The organism is Jatrophihabitans sp. (genome assembly GCF_036000465.1).
In the GTDB taxonomy this organism is placed as follows: domain Bacteria; phylum Actinomycetota; class Actinomycetes; order Mycobacteriales; family Jatrophihabitantaceae; genus Jatrophihabitans.
The window spans coordinates 149,623-165,302 of sequence record NZ_DASYFV010000031.1 but is presented as its reverse complement, the minus strand read 5'-3'; the positions used below and the strand labels follow the sequence as shown (position 1 = coordinate 165,302).

Below are 15,680 nucleotides of genomic sequence, written 5' to 3'. Positions count from 1 at the left end.
CACGGGTGTACGCGCGTACGCTCGGGACCGTGGGTGATTCCAGGTCGCAGTCCCGCTCGCACGGTGCGTCCGGCGAGCGGCCGGAGAGCACGTCACGCGCCGAGCGCAAGGAGCGCACCCGCCAGCGCCTGCTCGACGTGACGCTGCACCTGGTCAACGAGCGCAGCCTGTCCGCCATCAGCCTGCGCGAGGTGGCCCGCGAGGCCGGCATCGTCCCCACCGCGTTCTACCGGCACTTCGCCTCGATGGACGAACTCGGCGTCGCCCTCGTCGACGAGAGCATGCGTCCGCTGCGGCAGATGATCCGCGACGCACGACGGGGCCGGGCCGCCCACAGCGACATCATCGTCGACACCGTGGCAGTGCTCGCGAAACAGGTGCGCGGGCACTCCGACCAGTTCAGCTTCCTGACCCGCGAGCGCTTCGGCGGCGTGGCGGCCGTGCGCCGCGCCATCGCCACCGATCTGCGTCTGTTCACCAGCGACCTGACCGTCGACCTCGCCCGGCTGACCGCCGGTTACGACTGGTCGACCGACGACCTCGAGATGGCGGCCGACCTGATGGTCACGTCGATGCTCGGGACGGTGATGGACCTCCTCGAGGTCGACGAGCGGCATCCCGAGGACACCGCGGCGATCCTCGACCTCGCCGAGCGACAACTGCGGCTCATCGTGCTGGGCATGGGGGCCTGGCGCAGCAAGCCCTGAGGTTCAGCCGGCCCTGAGGATCAGCCGGCCCTGTAGTTCGGCCGGCCCTGTAGTTCGGCCGGCCCTGAGCGCTCACCCGCCGGCGAGGGGCAGGTCGGCCGAGTACTCGTCGATGATCGCGGCGAGGTCGAGGTCGAGGTCGGTGACACCCCCGGCGCTGTGCGTCGACAGGTCGACGTGCACCCAGCGCCAGCGCAGCGAGAGGTCGGGGTGGTGCTCCATCTCCTCGCAGCGCGGGGCGAGCCGGTTGATGAACTCGACCGCGGTCGGGAAGTCGGCGAACTCGATGGCCCGGGACAGCTTCTCCGGCGTGCCCGTCCAGTCGGGATGGCGGCCGGCCAGCGCCGCGTCGATCTCGGCCTGGTCGAGCAGATGGGCTGCCATGATCGCCTCCGAGGTCGGTCTGCTCACCCCACCGTAACGCCGCCGTATAGCCTCAACCCTCATGGCTGATCGTCTGGTGTGGATCGACTGCGAAATGACCGGGCTCGATCTGCGCCGCGACGCGCTGATCGAGGTCGCGGTCGTGGTCACCGATGCCGAGTTGAACCTGCTCGACGAGGGGCTGGACGTGATCATCCACGCCGCCGACGACGTCCTCGACACGATGATCCCGTTCGTCCGGGACATGCACGCGTCGTCCGGGTTGACCGAGGCGGTGCGCACCTCGACCGTCGGCCTCGGCGAGGCCGAGAAGCTGGTGCTCGACTACGTGAAGTCGCACATTCCGGACGCCCGCTCGGCGCCCCTGTGCGGCAACTCGATCGGCACCGACCGCGGCTTCCTCGCCCGCGACATGCCGGCCCTCGACGAGCACCTGCACTACCGCATGGTCGACGTCTCCTCCATCAAGGAGCTGGCCAAACGGTGGTACCCGCGGGTCTACCAGTGCCAGCCCGAGAAAGGCCTCGCCCACCGCGCGCTCGCCGACATCCTCGAGAGCATCCGCGAGCTGGCCTACTACCGCGCGACGCTGTTCGTCCCCCAGCCCGGGCCCAACACCGACGAGTCGCGGGCGGCGGCGAATGCGGTTCTCGGCATCCAGGTGGGCCAGGTAGACTGACCGCGCTCGGCGACGTTCCCCCGGGAACGACGACGGCATGGTGGGTGTAGCTCAGCTGGTAGAGCGCTGCGTTGTGGTCGCAGATGTCGCGGGTTCGAGTCCCGTCACTCACCCCATCCCCGCAGCCCCCGGATCGCTCCGGGGGCTGCGTCCGTTTCCGGGCGCACTCAGAGGGTGGTGACGAGGCCGCCGTCGATGACGTTGTCGCTGCCGGTGGTGTTGCCGGCCCGATCGCTCGCGAGGAAGACCACGAGGTCGGCGATCTCCTCCGGCTGGGTGAACCGGCCGGTGACGCTCTGGCTCGCGGCGCCCTGGGCCACGCTGTCGGGCGTCGTCCCGCCGGCCTTCGCGAACGCGGCGGCGACACCGTCGTGACCCAACCAGAGGTCGGTCGCCACCGGACCGGGGCTGACGGTGTTCACCCGCACCCGCCCGCCGAACTCCTTCGACAGCGACTTGCACACGTTGGTCAGCGCCCCCTTGGCCGCGCTGTAGTCGATGACCGCCGGGTCGGGCAGGAACGCGTTCACGGAGCTGACGGTGACGATGCTCGGCCCCTCGCCGTCGAGCAGGGCCGGGAGGGCGGCCCGCATCGTCCGGACCGCGGCGAGAAGGTTGATCGTGAGCGTCCACTGCCACTCGTCGTCGGTGACGGCGAGGAAGCCGTCGACCCGGGGCCGGACCCCGCCGACGTTGTTGACGAGGATGTCCAGGCGGCCGTGACGTTCGAGGGCGGCAGCCACGAGACGGCCCGGGCCATCGGGATCGGTGAGGTCGACCGATACGGGATGGACGTCGTGTTCCGCGCTCAGCGCTTCGAGTTCGGGGCTGCCGCGCAACGCTCCGGCGACGACGCGCACGCCCTCGGCCGCCAGTGCCCTAGTGACGGCCAGTCCGATGCCCTTGCTGGCTCCGGTGACGACCGCGACCCGCCCCTGCAGTCCGAGATCCATGGCTCAGAGACCCTGCTGGGCCAGCCAGCCCAGGGCGGCGTCGGCGACCTCGGCCCACCCGTGATCGACGGTCAGCGAGTGACCGCGGTCGGGGAACTCGAGCAGGTCGGTCACGGCCTCGCTGTGCCGGTACTGCTTCAGCGTCGCGCGGGTGACCGACTCGGGCACCGTGTGGTCCTTGCCGCCGGTCATGAGCAGCAACGGGCCGCGGCCGGAGTTGTCGGTGTCGACCTTCGCCGGCGAGTGCGGGTTGAAGTTGGCCGCGGCCGCCTCGAACAGCGGCTTGCCGGGCGCCGGGATCACCCAGCGCCGGAACAGCTCGTCCGACTCCTCCGGCGGCAGGGCGTTGCCGAACGCGTAGCGGAACTGCTCGACGGTCAGCTCGACGGTCCGGTGCTTGTTCGCCGGGTTCTTGAAGACCGGCAGGGTGGCCTTCAGGGCCGAGAGCGGCAGCGGCAGCACACCCTTGATCTGGGCCGCGTCGATCGCCACGACCGCCACCGCGCGGTCCTGCCCGAGCAGCTTCTGCGCGATCATGCCGCCGAAGGAGTGCCCGATGAGGATCGGCCGGCTCGGCAGGTCGTTGATGAGCTTCGAGTAGTGCTCGACCACGTCGTCGATCCCGTGGTCGGCCATCTCCTCGGGGCGCTCCCGGGCCGCCTCGAGCTCGGCCGGCTCGCCCGGCCAGCCCGGGGCCGACGTGGGATAGCCGGCCGCCTCGAACCGCTCCCGCCAGGACGCCCAGGACGTCGCGTGCAGCCAGAGGCCGTGGATGAACAGGACGGGGGTCTCGGAACTCATCAGGTGCTCTCCTCGGTGGCGGTGACGTAGGTATACCGACCGTTCTACCTACCGTGCTGCCTACACTAGGACCACAGACGCGTCGACGGAAGAGGTTGGGAGTCACCCGCGATGTCACCACGCTCCGCCGCCCGGCAGCGCATCCTCGACACCGCGGATCGGCTCTTCTACGACGAGGGCATCCGTGCGGTCGGGATCCACCGCATCGTCGAGGAGGCCGGCGTCACCCGGGTCACGCTGTACCGGCACTTCCCGTCCAAGGACGACCTGATCTCGACGTATCTGGAGAACCGCGCGCAGTACGACCGCGATCAGGTCAACGGGCTCGTCGCCCGGCACGCCGACAACCCGAGACAGGCCCTCGTCGAGCTGGCCACCGTGCTCACCGACGACGACTTCGCCGCGATGCAGCGCGGCTGCCCGTTCATCAACAGCTCGGCCGAGTTCACCGGCGCGCACGTCGCTCGCGAGCACTCCCGCACCCACCGGGCCTGGGTGACGTCCGTGCTCGAGGAGCTGCTGACCCGGATCGGCCACCCCGCCCCCCGGTCGGCCGCGCATCAGCTCATGATGGTCCGCACCGGGGCGGTCGTGTCGCGGGCGCTCGACCGCAACCCCGAGCTCAGCGCCGACTTCCTGGCCGGGTGGAACCTGATCATCGATGGTTCGGTCTCGGCGTAGCCGCCCGACGGTCCTATCCTGGGATCAGCGGCACCTCTCAGGACGGACGCCATGACCGGGTTCCTCGAAGCTGTACTGATCATCCTTCTCGTCGTCGCTGCCCTCGGCGCAATCGTGGTGTGGGCCGGGCTGCGGCTCGTCCGCCGCACGGTGGCACTCGGCCGCCGGCGCGCCCTCGAGTTCCGGGCCCGGTTGCTCCCGCCCGGTCCGCGCCGCGATGCCGCCGCCCTGCGCCATCAGCTGGCCGCCGAGCTGCACGCGATGCAGCAGGCGATCGCGGCTGCGCCGCCCGGCGCCCGGATGTTCCGCGCCGACCCGGTGGCCGTGCTCGCCGAGGCCACCCGCATCGCGACCCGGCTCGATGCCGACCTCGCCACCATCGAGACCTTCCTCGACCGCGCCCGGCAGCGGACGGCGCTGGCCACGGTCACCCCGCAGGTCGTCCAGCTGATCGACTCGATCTACTCGGCCCGCCAGACGGTGCTGCAGACGGCCGCCCTGGATCGCGAGCGCGACCTCTCCGTGCTCGGCAGCGCTGTCGCCGACGAGGCGGCATCGCTGCGCAACTACGAGCAGAACCGGCGCGACCTGACCATCTGAGCGGCTACTCCCAGGCGAACACCGGCGCCTCGTAGTGGGCCACGCGGGTCGCCCGGCCGCGGATCGCGACCTCGCAGAACTGGTGGACGACAGCCGCCGTCGGCGCGTGCAGGTGGCGGCCGAACAGCGGAAGGCGGATGACCGGCCGATCCGATTCGGGGATCGTCTCGAACTCGGGCTCGACGTCGAAGTCGGCGATAGGGACGCGATGGACCCGGGCGACCTCGGACTCCGGGCCGGCCAGTGGGGCGGCCGAGACCGGCGCCCACAGCACGACCGGGGACATCACGTAGCCCGACCGCGTCACGTAGTCGTCGAGGCACCCGAGCACCGCGTCGGGCTCCACCTGCAGGCCGGTCTCCTCGGCGAGCTCGCGCCGCGCGGCGTCCTCGATCGACTCACCGGCATCGCGGCGGCCGCCCGGCAGGGCCCACTGGCCGGCGTGCGCGCGCAGGCCGCGGGCCCGGCGGGTGATGAGCAGCGTCGCGCCGTCGGTGCACAGCGCCACCGACGCGGGCAACAGATCCGGCCGGTCGGCCGCCCGACGCTCGAAACCGGCGAGGTTGGCGGCGACGGACTCCCGGGTCGCTGTCATCCGACGCGCAGCCCGGCGAAGGCGATGGCCGCGACCGTGCCGGCGAGCTCGTCGGCGTCGTGATCGGCGCCGGGGCGCAGCCACTCGGTCAACGAGTTGACCATGCCGAACAGCAGCCGGGAGGTGAGCGCCGGGTCGAGATCGGGCCGCAGCTCCCCCGCGCCGACCGCCTGGCGCACCAGTTCGGCGCCGAGGCGGTCGATGCGGCGGCGGCGCACGAGCGCCTCGCGCTCGACCTCGCTGTTGCCGCGAACCCGCAGCAGCAGCGTGACGTAGGGCAGCCGCTCGACGAGCACCCGCACACTGCCGCGCACGAGGGTCTCGAGCCGGTCGACCGCCGGGCCGTCGAGGCGGCGCACGGAGTCGGCGACGTCCTCGAGGCCCATGAGCGCGCGGTCCAGGGCCAGGCCGAGCAGCGCGTCCTTGCTCGGCACGTGGTGGTAGATCGCCGACTTGCCGGTGCCGAGCGCGCGGGCGAGGTCGTCGATGCTGGTGCCCTCGTAACCGCGTTCGGTGAAGACGGCGACCGAGGTCGTCAGCACCGACTCGAGGTCGTGCCCGGGCCGCCCGCGGCGGCGGGTGAGCGGCACGGTCACGGCCGGCGCTCCGCGAGCTGGTGGCTGCGGCCGCGGAACTCGGCGACGACCTCGTCGCCGCGACGCACGGTGACGTCGTAGATGCCGTGCCGCTTGTAGCGGGTGCGGGCCTCGGCCCGGGCCTCGAGGACGTCACCGAGCCGGGCCGCCGCGACGAACGTGATCTCGCACCCGGCCGCGACGGTGACCGGCCCCCAGCTGTTGCATGCGCAGGCGAAGGCGGTGTCGGCGAGGGTGAAGACCAGCCCGCCGTGGGCCATGTCGTGCCCGTTGGTCATGTCCGCGCGGACGGTCATCCGGGTGAGCGCCCAGCCGGGGCCGTGGTCGACGAGCTCGATGCCCAGGGCCGCCGAGGCCCGGTCGTCGGCCATCATCCGCAGCACCGAGGAGCGGGTTGACTCGGTCTCCGTCATGGGCCCAGAATAACTGAACGATCGTACAGTTTGTCTACCGAACGCTCGGAGGTTCTGGTGCCGGTACTCCCCAGCTACGTCGCCGGTGCGTGGCGCGCGCCGTCCACCGACGGCGTGCCGATGCACGACGCGGTCACCGGCGAGGAGATCGGGCAGCTGTCCACCCAGGGCATAGATCTGTCCGGCGCGCTGGGGCACGGCCGGGCGGTCGGCGGCCCGGCGCTGCGCGAGCTGACCTTCCAGCAGCGGGCGGCACTGCTGAAGTCGCTCGGCTCGTTCCTGCGCGAGCACCGCGAGGAGCTCTACGCCGTCTCGGCCCGCACCGGCGCGACGCTCGGCGACTCGAAGTTCGACATCGACGGCGGCATCGGCGTGCTGCTCACCTACGCCAGCAAGGGCAAGCGCGAGCTGCCGGCCGGCGGCGTGCTGGTCGACGGCGCGGTCGAGCCGCTCGGCCGCGGGGGCACCTTCGTGGGCCAGCACATCTGGACCTCGCTGCGGGGCGTCGCGGTGCAGATCAACGCGTTCAACTTCCCGGTCTGGGGCCCGCTCGAGAAGTTCGCGCCCGCCTTCCTCGCCGGCGTCCCCAGCCTCATCAAGCCGGCCTCGCCGACGGCCTTCCTCACCCACCGCCTGGTCGAGCTGATCGTCGAGTCCGGGCTGCTGCCCGAGGGGTCGGTGCAGCTGATCGCCGGCAGTGCGGGCGACCTGCTCGATCACCTCACCGAGCAGGATCTCGTCGGGTTCACCGGGTCCGCCTCGACCGCGGCCAAGCTGCGCACCCACCCGGCGGTGGTCGGCAACGCCGTGCGTTTCACCGCCGAGGCCGACTCGCTGAACTGCTCGATCCTCGGCCCCGACGCCGAGCCGGGCACACCCGAGTTCGACCTGTTCGTCAAGGGCCTCACCACCGAGATGACGGTCAAGGCCGGGCAGAAGTGCACGGCCATCCGCCGCGCGCTCGTGCCCACGCATCTGGTCGACGCCGTGGCCGAGGCGGCCGCGGCCCGGCTGGCCAAGGTGACCGTCGGCAATCCGGCCAACCCCGATGTCCGGATGGGCGCGCTGGCCGGGCTCGAGCAGCGCGAGGAGGTGCGCCGCTCGCTCAAGGCGCTCACCGACGTCGCGTCGATCGTGTTCGGCGACCCCGAGCAAGTCGACGTCGTCGATGCCGACGCCGACCGCGGCGCGTTCCTCTCCCCCGTGCTGCTCAAGGCCACGGACTCCGACCGCGACGAGATCCACAGCGTCGAGGCGTTCGGACCGGTCAGCACGCTGATCGGCTACGGCTCGCTCGACGACGCCATCACCCTGGCCGCGCGCGGCCGCGGCAGCCTGGTCGGCTCGATCGTCACCGCCGACCCCGAGGTCGCCCGCGCGCTCGTGCTCGGCGTCGCGCCCTGGCACGGACGCCTGCTCGTGCTCGACCGCGACGACGCCGGCGAGTCGACCGGCCACGGTTCGCCCCTGCCGACGCTCGTGCACGGCGGCCCCGGCCGGGCCGGCGGCGGCGAGGAAATGGGTGGCATCCGCGGCGTGCTGCACCACATGCAGCGCACCGCCGTGCAGGCCTCCCCCCAGGCGCTCTCCGCGATCACCGGGCAGTGGGTGGCGGGCGCCGGGCGCACCGTCACCGACGTCCACCCGTTCCGCAAGTCGCTCGCCGACCTGCGCGTGGGCGACACCGTCGTGGCCGGCCCGCGCACCGTCACCCTCGACGACGTCGACCACTTCGCCGAGTTCACCGGCGACACGTTCTACGCCCACACCGACGAGGACGCCGCGAGGGCGAACCCGTTCTTCGACGGCCGCGTGGCGCACGGCTACCTGGTCGTGTCGTTCGCGGCCGGGCTGTTCGTCGATCCCGAACCCGGGCCGGTGCTGGCGAACTACGGCCTGGAGAACCTGCGCTTCCTGACCCCGACCTACCCGGGCGACTCGCTCACCGTCACCCTCACCGCGAAGGCGATCACGCCGCGCGAGGGCGAGTACGGCGAGGTGCGCTGGGACGCCGACATCACCAACCAGGACGGCGCGTCGGTGGCCAAGTACGACGTCCTCACCCTCGTCGCGAAGGAGTGGCCGCAGTGACCGCTGTTGATGACAACACCGTGCTGGAGCAGCATTTCGACGCGACGATCGAGCACGAGAAGCGCATCGAGCCGCGCGACTGGATGCCGGACAAGTACCGCGCCTCGATGATCCGCCAGATCGCGCAGCACGCGCACTCGGAGATCATCGGCATGCAGCCCGAGGGCAACTGGATCACCCGCGCGCCGTCGCTGCGGCGCAAGGCGATCCTGCTGGCCAAGGTGCAGGACGAGGCCGGCCATGGCATGTACCTCTACTCCGCGGCCGAGACCCTCGGCGCCGATCGCGCCGACCTCACCGAGCGGCTGATCGGCAATCGGCAGAAGTACTCGTCGATCTTCAACTACCCGACTCTGACCTACGCCGACGTGGGCGTGATCGGCTGGCTCGTCGACGGTGCCGCCATCTGCAACCAGGTGCCGCTGTGCCGCTCGTCGTACGGGCCGTACGCGCGGGCCATGGTGCGCATCTGCAAGGAGGAGTCGTTCCACCAGCGGCAGGGCTACGAGCTGTTGATGACGATGATGCGCGGCACCGAGGCGCAGCGCGAGATGGTGCAGGACGCGACGAACCGCTTCTGGTGGCCGTCGCTGATGATGTTCGGGCCGCCCGACGACCAGTCCCCCAACACCGCGCAGTCGATGGCATGGGGCACCAAGCGGCACACCAACGACGAGCTGCGGCAGCGTTTCGTCGACATGTCGGTCCCGCAGGCGGAGAAGCTCGGCGTGACGCTGCCCGACCCCGACCTGCGCTGGAACGAGGTGCGCGGTCACTACGACTTCGGCCCGGTCGACTGGAGCGAGTTCGCCGAGGTGATCAAGGGCAACGGACCGTGCAACGTGCAGCGCGTCGCGCACCGCAGGGCCGCGCACGACGAGGGTGCCTGGGTGCGCGAGGCCGCGCTCGCCCACGCCGCGAAGGGACGAGCATGAGCACCGGCTGGCCGTTGTACGAGGTCTTCCTTCGGGGCAAGCGGGGGTTGAACCACGTGCACGTCGGATCGCTGCACGCCGCCGATCCGCAGATGGCGCTGCACCACGCGCGGGACCTTTACACGCGCCGCAACGAGGGCGTGAGCATCTGGGTCGTCGCGGCCACCGACATCACCGCGTCCAGCCCGGACGAGAAGGACCCGTTCTTCGCGCCGTCGGGCGACAAGGTGTACCGGCACCCGACGTTCTACGAGATCCCCGACGACGTCCCCCACATGTGATGGGCGCATCGATGAGCGACGAGGGCGGCACCCCCTACGACGGCCTGACCGACGAGCACGGCGAGGATCACCGCTGGGCGTTCGGCACCGGCTTCACCGACCCGCTCGAGGGCATCGACACATCCGTACCTCACGGTATGGAAGCTCCGGAACTCGCGGCCTACTGCCTGGCGCTCGGCGACGACGCGCTCATCTACAGCCACCGGCTGCAGCAGTGGATCACTCGCATGCCCGAGCTCGAGGAGGAGACGGCGCTCGGCAACATCGCGCTCGACCTGCTCGGCCAGGCCCGCATGCTGCTCGCGCGGGCCGGTTCGATCGACGGCCGCACCGAGGATGAGCTCGCCTTCTTCCGGGCCGAGAAGGAGTTCCGCAACGTCCGCCTCGTCGAGCGGCGCGACGAGGACTTCGCCGAGCTCGTCGGCCGGTTGCTGGTGTTCTCGACCTGGCGCCTGGCGCTGTTCGACCACCTGCGCGACGCCGCCGATCCGGTGCTCGCCGCCATCGCGGCCAAGGGCGTCAAGGAGTTGACCTACCACCGCGACTACGCGGCCCAGTGGGTCGTGCGGCTCGGTGACGGCACCGAGCTGTCGCACGAGCGCATGCAGGGCGCGCTCGACCGACTGTGGCCGCTCGTCGACGAGCTCTTCACCCCGCGCGCCGGCGACCTGGCCGACCCGGCCCGACTGCGGGGCGAGGTGGACGTCGTGCTCGACACCGTGTTCGCCACCGCCGGGCTGGACCGGCCCGACGGCGCGCCGCTGGCGTTCGTCGGCGGCCGGGCCGGGCGCGACGGCGTGCACACCGAGGCGCTGGGCTACGTGCTCGCCGAGTTGCAGAGCGTGGCCCGGGCGCATCCGGACGCGACGTGGTGAGCACCGCCTGGGACATCGCCGCGACGGTGCCCGATCCCGAGCTGCCGATGCTGACGCTCGCCGACCTCGGCATCCTGCGCGATGTCGACGAGACGGGCGGGCGGGTCACGGTGACCATCACCCCGACGTACTCGGGCTGTCCGGCGATGCGCGAGATCAGCCACGACCTGCAGCACCAGCTGCGGCGCGCCGGCTACGACGAGGTGTGCGTGCGCACCGCCCTCGCCCCGGCCTGGAGCAGCGACTGGATCACCGCCGAGGGCCGGCGCAAGCTGGCCGCCGCGGGCGTCGCGCCGCCGAACCCGGCCGGCCCGGCCCGCGGCCCGATACCGCTCACGCTGACCCCGCGGCTCCGCTCGGTCACCTGCCCGCACTGCGGTTCGGCCGAGACGGTCGAGACGGCGGCGTTCAGCGCGACGGCCTGCAAGGCGCTCTACCGGTGCACCGCCTGCGCCGAACCGTTCGAGTACGTGAAGGAGATCTGACGGTGGCCCGCACCGACTTCCACCCGCTGCGCGTGGCCGCGATCGATCCGCTCACCGACGACTCGGCGGCCGTCACCTTCGCCGTGCCCGACGACCTGCGCGACGTGTTCGTCTTCGCGCCCGGGCAGTCGTTGACGGTCAAGCACGGCGACGAGCGCCGCTCCTACTCGATCTGCGCCCCCGCCGGCCGCGCCCCCCGCATCGGCGTGCGCGAGGTCGCCGGCGGCGCGGTGTCGGGCTGGCTCGTACACCAACTGCGCCCGGGCGACACCGTCGAGGTACAGGCGCCGAGCGGCTCGTTCACCCCCGACCTGACCCGGGCCGGGCAGCACGTGCTAATCGCCGCCGGGTCGGGCATCACGCCGATGCTGTCGATCGCGGCGTCCGTGCTCGCCGCGAACGACGACTCCACCGTCACGTTGCTCTACGGCAACCGGCGCAGCGACTCGGTGATGTTCGCCGACGACGTCGCCGACCTCAAGGACGCCCACCCGGCCCGGATGCGGCTCGTGCACGTGCTCTCGCGCGAACCGCAGGAGGTCGAGCTGTTCACCGGCCGGCTGGACGCCGCCAAGCTGCGTGAGCTGCTGCCGGCCACGGTCGACGTCGCCGAGATCGATCACTGGTGGCTGTGCGGTCCGTTCGGCCTGGTCACCGACGCCATCGACGTGCTGCACGGCTTCGGCGTCGCGAACGAGCGGATCCACCGCGAGCTGTTCTACGTCGAGGACGCCCCGCCGGACGAGGTGCACCACGTCGATGCACCGGCCGGTCCGGGGGCCGAGGTCACCGTCGTCCTCGACGGCCGGGCCAGCACCGTCACCGTAGGCCCGGACACCCCGGTACTGGACGGCGCGCAGAAGGTGCGTCCGGATCTCCCGTTCGCCTGCAAGGGCGGCGTGTGCGGAACCTGCCGCGCCCTCGTCACGCACGGTGAGGTGCGCATGCGGCGCAACTACGCCCTCGAACAGTCCGAGATCGACGCCGGCTACGTGCTCACCTGCCAGGCCCTGCCGATCACCGACACGGTGACCGTCGACTACGACAGCTGAACGTCGTCGCGGGCCGATTCCTTGCGCAGCGCGACGATCTCGCGGGTGAGAACCTCGATGCGCCGCGCCATCTCCTCGAGGTCGTGCTGGGTGGCGGCCTGGGCCTCGACCTCGGTGTCCCGCACGCGGTCGATGAACCACGCGGCGAACGACGCGGTGACCACGCCGATGAGCGCGACCCCGCCGATCATCAGGCCCACCGCGATGAACCGCCCCTGCACCGTGACCGGGTAGTGGTCGCCGTAGCCCACGGTCGTGACCGTGGTGACCGCCCACCACATGGCGTTGCCGAAGCTGGTGATGTTCGAGCCGTTCGCGTGGCGCTCGGCGTCGAGCACGGCCAGACCGGCGCAGAAGACCAGCGTCGCCGCCGAGATGGTCACGTAGCTCGCGACCCGGCCCTGCATCGACGCCGCCGCCTTGCGGTTGAGGATGCGGAACAGGACGACCAGTCGCATCAGCCGCAGCGGACGCAGCAACGGCAGGGCCACGATCACGAGATCGAGCAGGTGCCGGGTGAAGTAGCTCCTCCGGTCGGCCGCGGCGTAGACCCGGGCCATGTAGTCGAGCGCGAAGACCAGCCAGGCCACGAACTGGATGGTGCTGCACACGTGCTTGAGCGGATGGTCGAGCTGCGGCCGGAGGATCGGCGTGGCGTAACCGACGAGGAACAGCACCGCGAAGGCGGCCAACACCCAGTCGCCGGTGTCGAGCCAGCGCCGCAGCCGCCGCCGGTCGAGCGCGGCGCCGCGCCACAGGCCCCGGCCGGAGTCGGCCACGTCGTCGGTCATGGTCCCCGAGGATAGGTGGGGCATGCGGACTTATGCCCTGAATGCACCGTCGCGCCGCGGCGTGCTCTCAGCCCCGGGGCCGCGATACGGGGCCGCGGCCTCGTGATAACGTTTGTGCTCGGCCCGCTGCGGTGGGCCGATTGCATGACACGCGCCGTTAGCTCAATTGGCAGAGCAGCTGACTCTTAATCAGCGGGTTCGGGGTTCAAGTCCCTGACGGCGCACCGACACCAGGCCCCCGGTTCTCCGGGGGCTTTCGTGTTCCTGCCGGGCTTCACCCCTCCCAATCCGGACCGCGAGGAGTCGATCGTGACCGACACCGCCCCCGACCTGCAGGATCTGCTGAGGGACTCGCCCAGCAACTGGGGCAAGTGGGGCGACGACGACGAGGTCGGCTCGCTGAACTACCTCGGCGCGGAGCAGGTGCTCGCGGGCGCGGCCCTCGTCCGGTCGGGCAAGACGTTCACGCTGCAGCGCCTGATCGGCGACCCGAAGGGCGACCCGGTGTGGCCCGGTCGCGCGCCGGCCGAGCGCACCCAGATCCGCGACGAGTCGACCTGGGACGCCACTGACGCGCCTGTCGCCCCCGGCGGTCTGCACTACGCCGACGACAAGATCGAGGCCTTCCTGCAGGGCTCCACGCAGTACGACGCGCTCGGGCACGTCTGGTACGGCGGCAAGATCTGGAACGGCTACGACGCGCGGACGACGATCGGCGGTCTGACGAAGGCGAGCGTGGAGCCGATCGCCCGGCGGGGCGTGGTCGGGCGCGCCGTGCTGCTCGACATGGCGCGCTTCCGCGGCAAGGACAACCTCGACGCGGGTGAGACCTTCACCCACGAGGATCTCCTCGCCTGCGCCGAGGCGCAGGGCGTCACCATCGAGAAGCGCGACATCCTGATCATCCGCACCAACTTCCTCAAGCTGTTCCACGACCTCGGTGACACGTTCTACAAGGGCTTCTGCGAGCCCGGCCTCGTCTACAGCCCGGAACTCGTGCAGTGGTTCCAGGACATGGAGATCCCGAACCTCGTCACCGACACGATGGCGAACGAGGTCACGACCGATCCGAACAACGGCGTCACCCTCGTGCTGCACAACGCGCTGATGCGCAACCTCGGCCTCGCCTTCACCGAGATCGCCGACCTCGAGGCCTACGCCGCCGACTGTGCCCAGGACGGTCGGTACGACGGCTTCTACGTCGCCGCGCCGCTCAAGGTGCATCGGGGCAGCGGCTCGCCGGTGAACCCCATCGTCATCAAATAGGAGCCGGAACTCTTCGCGGGCGGCGATATCCCCGTAGCCTCGGGATCGTGGACGAGCGACCGAAGTCGGTGACCGGCAAGATCCCGCGGCGCGAGCCGCGCGACCGGGCTGCGGCCGAGGCGAGAGCCTGATGGCCGGCACCGAGGAGACGATCTTCACCTGGGGTGCGCCGCCGCTGAAGTTCGGGCCGGGTGCGTCGGACGAGATCGGCTTCGACATGGCCCAGTTCGGCGCGCAGCGGGTGCTGATCCTGACCGATCAGGGCGTCGCTCGCAGCGGGGTCGCGCACCGCATCGCCGACGCCCTGACCCGCTATGGCATCACGTCGGAGATCTTCGACGGGGTGCACGTCGAGCCGACCGACGACAGCATGCACAAGGCGGCCGAGTACGCCCGGCAGCAGGGTCCGTGGGACGGCTTCATCGCGGTCGGCGGCGGTTCGGTCATCGACACCGCGAAGGTGGTCAACCTGCTCACCGAGCAGGGCGGCGAGCTGATGGACTACGTCAACCCGCCGATCGGCGGTGGTAAGGCCCCGACCGGCCGGCTCAAGCCGCTGATCGCCGTGCCGACGACGGCCGGCACCGGCTCGGAGAGCACGGCCATGTGCGTCATGGACATCCTGGCCATGAAGGTGAAGACCGGCATCAGCCACTGGCGGCTGCGCCCGACGATGGCCGTCGTCGATCCCCTGCTGACGATGACGCTGCCGCCCGAGGTCACCGCTGCTTCGGGCATGGACATCGTCTGCCACGCGCTCGAGTCCTACACCGCCCGGCCGTACGCGACCTACCCGGCGAAGACGGCCGAGCAGCGGGTCACCTACTGCGGCGCGAACCCGGTGTCGGACGTGTGGTCGGAGCGCTCGATGTCGCTGATCGCGTCCTCGTTCCGCCGGGCCGTCTCGCACGGCGCCGACGACCGCACCGCGCGCAGCGACATGATGCTGGCCGCGACGTTCGCCGGCATGGGCTTCGGCAACGCCGGGGTGCACATCCCGCACGCGAACGCCTACCCGATCGCCGGCATGGTGAAGGACTACCGGCCGTCCGGCTACCCGCCGGACGAGCCGATGGTGCCGCACGGGCAGGCGGTGTCGCTGACCGCGCCGGAGGCGTTCCGGTTCAGCTTTCCCAGCGCGCCCGAGCGGCACCTGCGCGCGGCCGAGCTGCTGGCGCCGGGGGCCGACATCGCCGACAAGCCGTCCGAGCAGCTGCCGTCGGTACTCATCGACCTCATGCGCGAGATCGGCATCCCCAACGGCATCGGCGCGGTCGGCTACAGCGAGGCGGACGTACCCGATCTGGTGCCGGGCACGATGAAGCAGCAGCGGCTGCTTTCCACCTGCCCGCGCGAGGTGACCGAGGACGACATCGCCGGCATCTTCAGCCGCTCGATCAGCAACTGGTGAGCAACGGCGCTCGACGCCGGTCGGTGCGTCCCGCGCCGAATGTCCCGTCCCGTCAGTGCCGTTGGCCCGGTGGCGCCGACGGGC

19 protein-coding genes and 2 tRNA genes are annotated in these 15,680 nt (G+C 71.2%); 14 read left to right on the top strand and 7 right to left on the bottom strand.

What is annotated here, in order from left to right; translation table 11 throughout:
• Positions 1-29: 29 nt before the first annotated feature.
• Complete coding sequence (locus VGN18_RS10755) at positions 30-707, top strand: TetR family transcriptional regulator (protein WP_327539682.1); 678 nt, start codon at positions 30-32, stop codon at positions 705-707.
• Between the two features lie 72 nt (positions 708-779).
• On the opposite strand, the gene VGN18_RS10750 is transcribed toward VGN18_RS10755, so the two are convergent.
• Complete coding sequence (locus tag VGN18_RS10750; protein ID WP_327539681.1) at positions 780-1,091, bottom strand: 4a-hydroxytetrahydrobiopterin dehydratase; 312 nt, start codon at positions 1,089-1,091, stop codon at positions 780-782.
• Positions 1,092-1,152: 61 nt separating this feature from the next.
• On the opposite strand from VGN18_RS10750, the gene orn reads away from it, so the two are divergent.
• Positions 1,153-1,770: an oligoribonuclease gene (gene orn / locus VGN18_RS10745; RefSeq protein WP_327539680.1), complete on the top strand. Its 618-nt coding sequence runs from the start codon at positions 1,153-1,155 to the stop codon at positions 1,768-1,770.
• A 40-nt stretch (positions 1,771-1,810) separates the two neighbouring features.
• Positions 1,811-1,886, top strand: a tRNA-His gene (locus tag VGN18_RS10740).
• Positions 1,887-1,937: 51 nt separating this feature from the next.
• Here VGN18_RS10740 and VGN18_RS10735 read toward each other — a convergent pair.
• Both VGN18_RS10735 and VGN18_RS10730 read right to left on the bottom strand, forming a co-directional pair.
• Complete coding sequence (locus VGN18_RS10735) at positions 1,938-2,723, bottom strand: SDR family NAD(P)-dependent oxidoreductase (RefSeq protein ID WP_327539679.1); 786 nt, start codon at positions 2,721-2,723, stop codon at positions 1,938-1,940.
• Between the two features lie 3 nt (positions 2,724-2,726).
• The gene (locus tag VGN18_RS10730; protein ID WP_327539678.1) at positions 2,727-3,524 is read right to left on the bottom strand and encodes an alpha/beta hydrolase; all 798 of its coding nucleotides are present in this window, start codon (positions 3,522-3,524) and stop codon (positions 2,727-2,729) included.
• Positions 3,525-3,635: 111 nt separating this feature from the next.
• On the opposite strand from VGN18_RS10730, the gene VGN18_RS10725 reads away from it, so the two are divergent.
• Together VGN18_RS10725 and VGN18_RS10720 are read left to right on the top strand one after the other, a co-directional pair.
• Positions 3,636-4,205 (top strand): TetR/AcrR family transcriptional regulator, encoded by a 570-nt coding sequence (locus tag VGN18_RS10725; RefSeq protein ID WP_327539677.1) that lies wholly within the window; start codon positions 3,636-3,638, stop codon positions 4,203-4,205.
• 51 nt (positions 4,206-4,256) lie between these two features.
• Complete coding sequence (locus VGN18_RS10720; RefSeq protein WP_327539676.1) at positions 4,257-4,805, top strand: hypothetical protein; 549 nt, start codon at positions 4,257-4,259, stop codon at positions 4,803-4,805.
• A gap of 4 nt (positions 4,806-4,809) precedes the next feature.
• Here VGN18_RS10720 and VGN18_RS10715 read toward each other — a convergent pair whose 3' ends face one another.
• The 3 genes from VGN18_RS10715 to paaI are packed head-to-tail and all read right to left on the bottom strand — an operon-like array spanning position 4,810 to position 6,409.
• Positions 4,810-5,400: a CoA pyrophosphatase gene (locus VGN18_RS10715; protein WP_327539675.1), complete on the bottom strand. Its 591-nt coding sequence runs from the start codon at positions 5,398-5,400 to the stop codon at positions 4,810-4,812.
• Positions 5,397-5,996 carry a TetR/AcrR family transcriptional regulator gene (locus tag VGN18_RS10710; RefSeq protein WP_327539674.1) on the bottom strand — a complete coding sequence of 200 codons (600 nt, stop codon included), beginning with the start codon at positions 5,994-5,996 and terminating at the stop codon, positions 5,397-5,399. Before VGN18_RS10710 ends, VGN18_RS10715 begins: the two co-directional genes overlap by 4 nt.
• Positions 5,993-6,409 carry a hydroxyphenylacetyl-CoA thioesterase PaaI gene (paaI, locus tag VGN18_RS10705; RefSeq protein WP_327539673.1) on the bottom strand — a complete coding sequence of 139 codons (417 nt, stop codon included), beginning with the start codon at positions 6,407-6,409 and terminating at the stop codon, positions 5,993-5,995. Before paaI ends, VGN18_RS10710 begins: the two co-directional genes overlap by 4 nt.
• 57 nt (positions 6,410-6,466) lie before the next feature.
• On the opposite strand from paaI, the gene paaZ reads away from it, so the two are divergent.
• From paaZ to paaE, 6 genes are read left to right on the top strand one after another with little or no spacing between them, the layout of a single operon-like run.
• On the top strand, positions 6,467-8,500 hold the full coding sequence (gene paaZ / locus VGN18_RS10700) for a phenylacetic acid degradation bifunctional protein PaaZ (RefSeq protein ID WP_327539672.1): 2,034 nt from the start codon (positions 6,467-6,469) through the stop codon (positions 8,498-8,500).
• The gene (paaA, locus tag VGN18_RS10695) at positions 8,497-9,435 is read left to right on the top strand and encodes a 1,2-phenylacetyl-CoA epoxidase subunit PaaA (RefSeq protein WP_327539671.1); all 939 of its coding nucleotides are present in this window, start codon (positions 8,497-8,499) and stop codon (positions 9,433-9,435) included. Before paaZ ends, paaA begins: the two co-directional genes overlap by 4 nt.
• A complete protein-coding gene (gene paaB / locus VGN18_RS10690) occupies positions 9,432-9,716 on the top strand; it encodes a 1,2-phenylacetyl-CoA epoxidase subunit PaaB (RefSeq protein WP_327539670.1) in 285 nt (94 codons plus the stop codon). Before paaA ends, paaB begins: the two co-directional genes overlap by 4 nt.
• Before the next feature lie 11 nt (positions 9,717-9,727).
• Entirely contained in the window at positions 9,728-10,591 is an 864-nt protein-coding gene (gene paaC, locus VGN18_RS10685) for a 1,2-phenylacetyl-CoA epoxidase subunit PaaC (RefSeq protein ID WP_327539669.1), read from the top strand.
• A complete protein-coding gene (gene paaD / locus VGN18_RS10680; RefSeq protein ID WP_327539668.1) occupies positions 10,588-11,076 on the top strand; it encodes a 1,2-phenylacetyl-CoA epoxidase subunit PaaD in 489 nt (162 codons plus the stop codon). The genes paaC and paaD overlap by 4 nt, the downstream gene beginning before the upstream one ends.
• Before the next feature lie 2 nt (positions 11,077-11,078).
• Positions 11,079-12,128 carry a 1,2-phenylacetyl-CoA epoxidase subunit PaaE gene (paaE, locus tag VGN18_RS10675; protein WP_327539667.1) on the top strand — a complete coding sequence of 350 codons (1,050 nt, stop codon included), beginning with the start codon at positions 11,079-11,081 and terminating at the stop codon, positions 12,126-12,128.
• Here the strand turns inward: paaE and VGN18_RS10670 are convergent.
• A complete protein-coding gene (locus tag VGN18_RS10670; protein WP_327539666.1) occupies positions 12,116-12,919 on the bottom strand; it encodes a potassium channel family protein in 804 nt (267 codons plus the stop codon). The two genes, paaE and VGN18_RS10670, sit on opposite strands and share 13 nt — an antisense overlap.
• A gap of 151 nt (positions 12,920-13,070) precedes the next feature.
• Here VGN18_RS10670 and VGN18_RS10665 point away from each other — a divergent pair.
• The 3 genes from VGN18_RS10665 (at position 13,071) to VGN18_RS10655 (ending at position 15,596) form a co-directional block, all read left to right on the top strand.
• Positions 13,071-13,143: transfer RNA gene (locus tag VGN18_RS10665), tRNA-Lys, on the top strand.
• 85 nt (positions 13,144-13,228) lie between these two features.
• Positions 13,229-14,185 carry a cyclase family protein gene (locus VGN18_RS10660; RefSeq protein ID WP_327539665.1) on the top strand — a complete coding sequence of 319 codons (957 nt, stop codon included), beginning with the start codon at positions 13,229-13,231 and terminating at the stop codon, positions 14,183-14,185.
• Positions 14,186-14,315: 130 nt separating this feature from the next.
• Positions 14,316-15,596 carry a hydroxyacid-oxoacid transhydrogenase gene (locus tag VGN18_RS10655; protein ID WP_327539664.1) on the top strand — a complete coding sequence of 427 codons (1,281 nt, stop codon included), beginning with the start codon at positions 14,316-14,318 and terminating at the stop codon, positions 15,594-15,596.
• The last annotated feature ends 84 nt before the right edge of the window (positions 15,597-15,680 follow it).

Excerpts from the sequence above, each read along its gene's own strand:
- VGN18_RS10750 (WP_327539681.1), bottom strand. The coding sequence starts at position 1,091 with ATGGCAGCCCATCTGCTCGACCAGGCCGAGATCGACGCGGCGCTGGCC.
- orn (WP_327539680.1), top strand. The coding sequence starts at position 1,153 with ATGGCTGATCGTCTGGTGTGGATCGACTGCGAAATGACCGGGCTCGAT.
- VGN18_RS10735 (WP_327539679.1), bottom strand. The coding sequence starts at position 2,723 with ATGGATCTCGGACTGCAGGGGCGGGTCGCGGTCGTCACCGGAGCCAGC.
- VGN18_RS10730 (WP_327539678.1), bottom strand. The coding sequence starts at position 3,524 with ATGAGTTCCGAGACCCCCGTCCTGTTCATCCACGGCCTCTGGCTGCAC.
- VGN18_RS10725 (WP_327539677.1), top strand. The coding sequence starts at position 3,636 with ATGTCACCACGCTCCGCCGCCCGGCAGCGCATCCTCGACACCGCGGAT.
- VGN18_RS10720 (WP_327539676.1), top strand. The coding sequence starts at position 4,257 with ATGACCGGGTTCCTCGAAGCTGTACTGATCATCCTTCTCGTCGTCGCT.
- VGN18_RS10715 (WP_327539675.1), bottom strand. The coding sequence starts at position 5,400 with ATGACAGCGACCCGGGAGTCCGTCGCCGCCAACCTCGCCGGTTTCGAG.
- paaI (WP_327539673.1), bottom strand. The coding sequence starts at position 6,409 with ATGACGGAGACCGAGTCAACCCGCTCCTCGGTGCTGCGGATGATGGCC.
- paaB (WP_327539670.1), top strand. The coding sequence starts at position 9,432 with ATGAGCACCGGCTGGCCGTTGTACGAGGTCTTCCTTCGGGGCAAGCGG.
- paaC (WP_327539669.1), top strand. The coding sequence starts at position 9,728 with ATGAGCGACGAGGGCGGCACCCCCTACGACGGCCTGACCGACGAGCAC.
- VGN18_RS10670 (WP_327539666.1), bottom strand. The coding sequence starts at position 12,919 with ATGACCGACGACGTGGCCGACTCCGGCCGGGGCCTGTGGCGCGGCGCC.
- VGN18_RS10655 (WP_327539664.1), top strand. The coding sequence starts at position 14,316 with ATGGCCGGCACCGAGGAGACGATCTTCACCTGGGGTGCGCCGCCGCTG.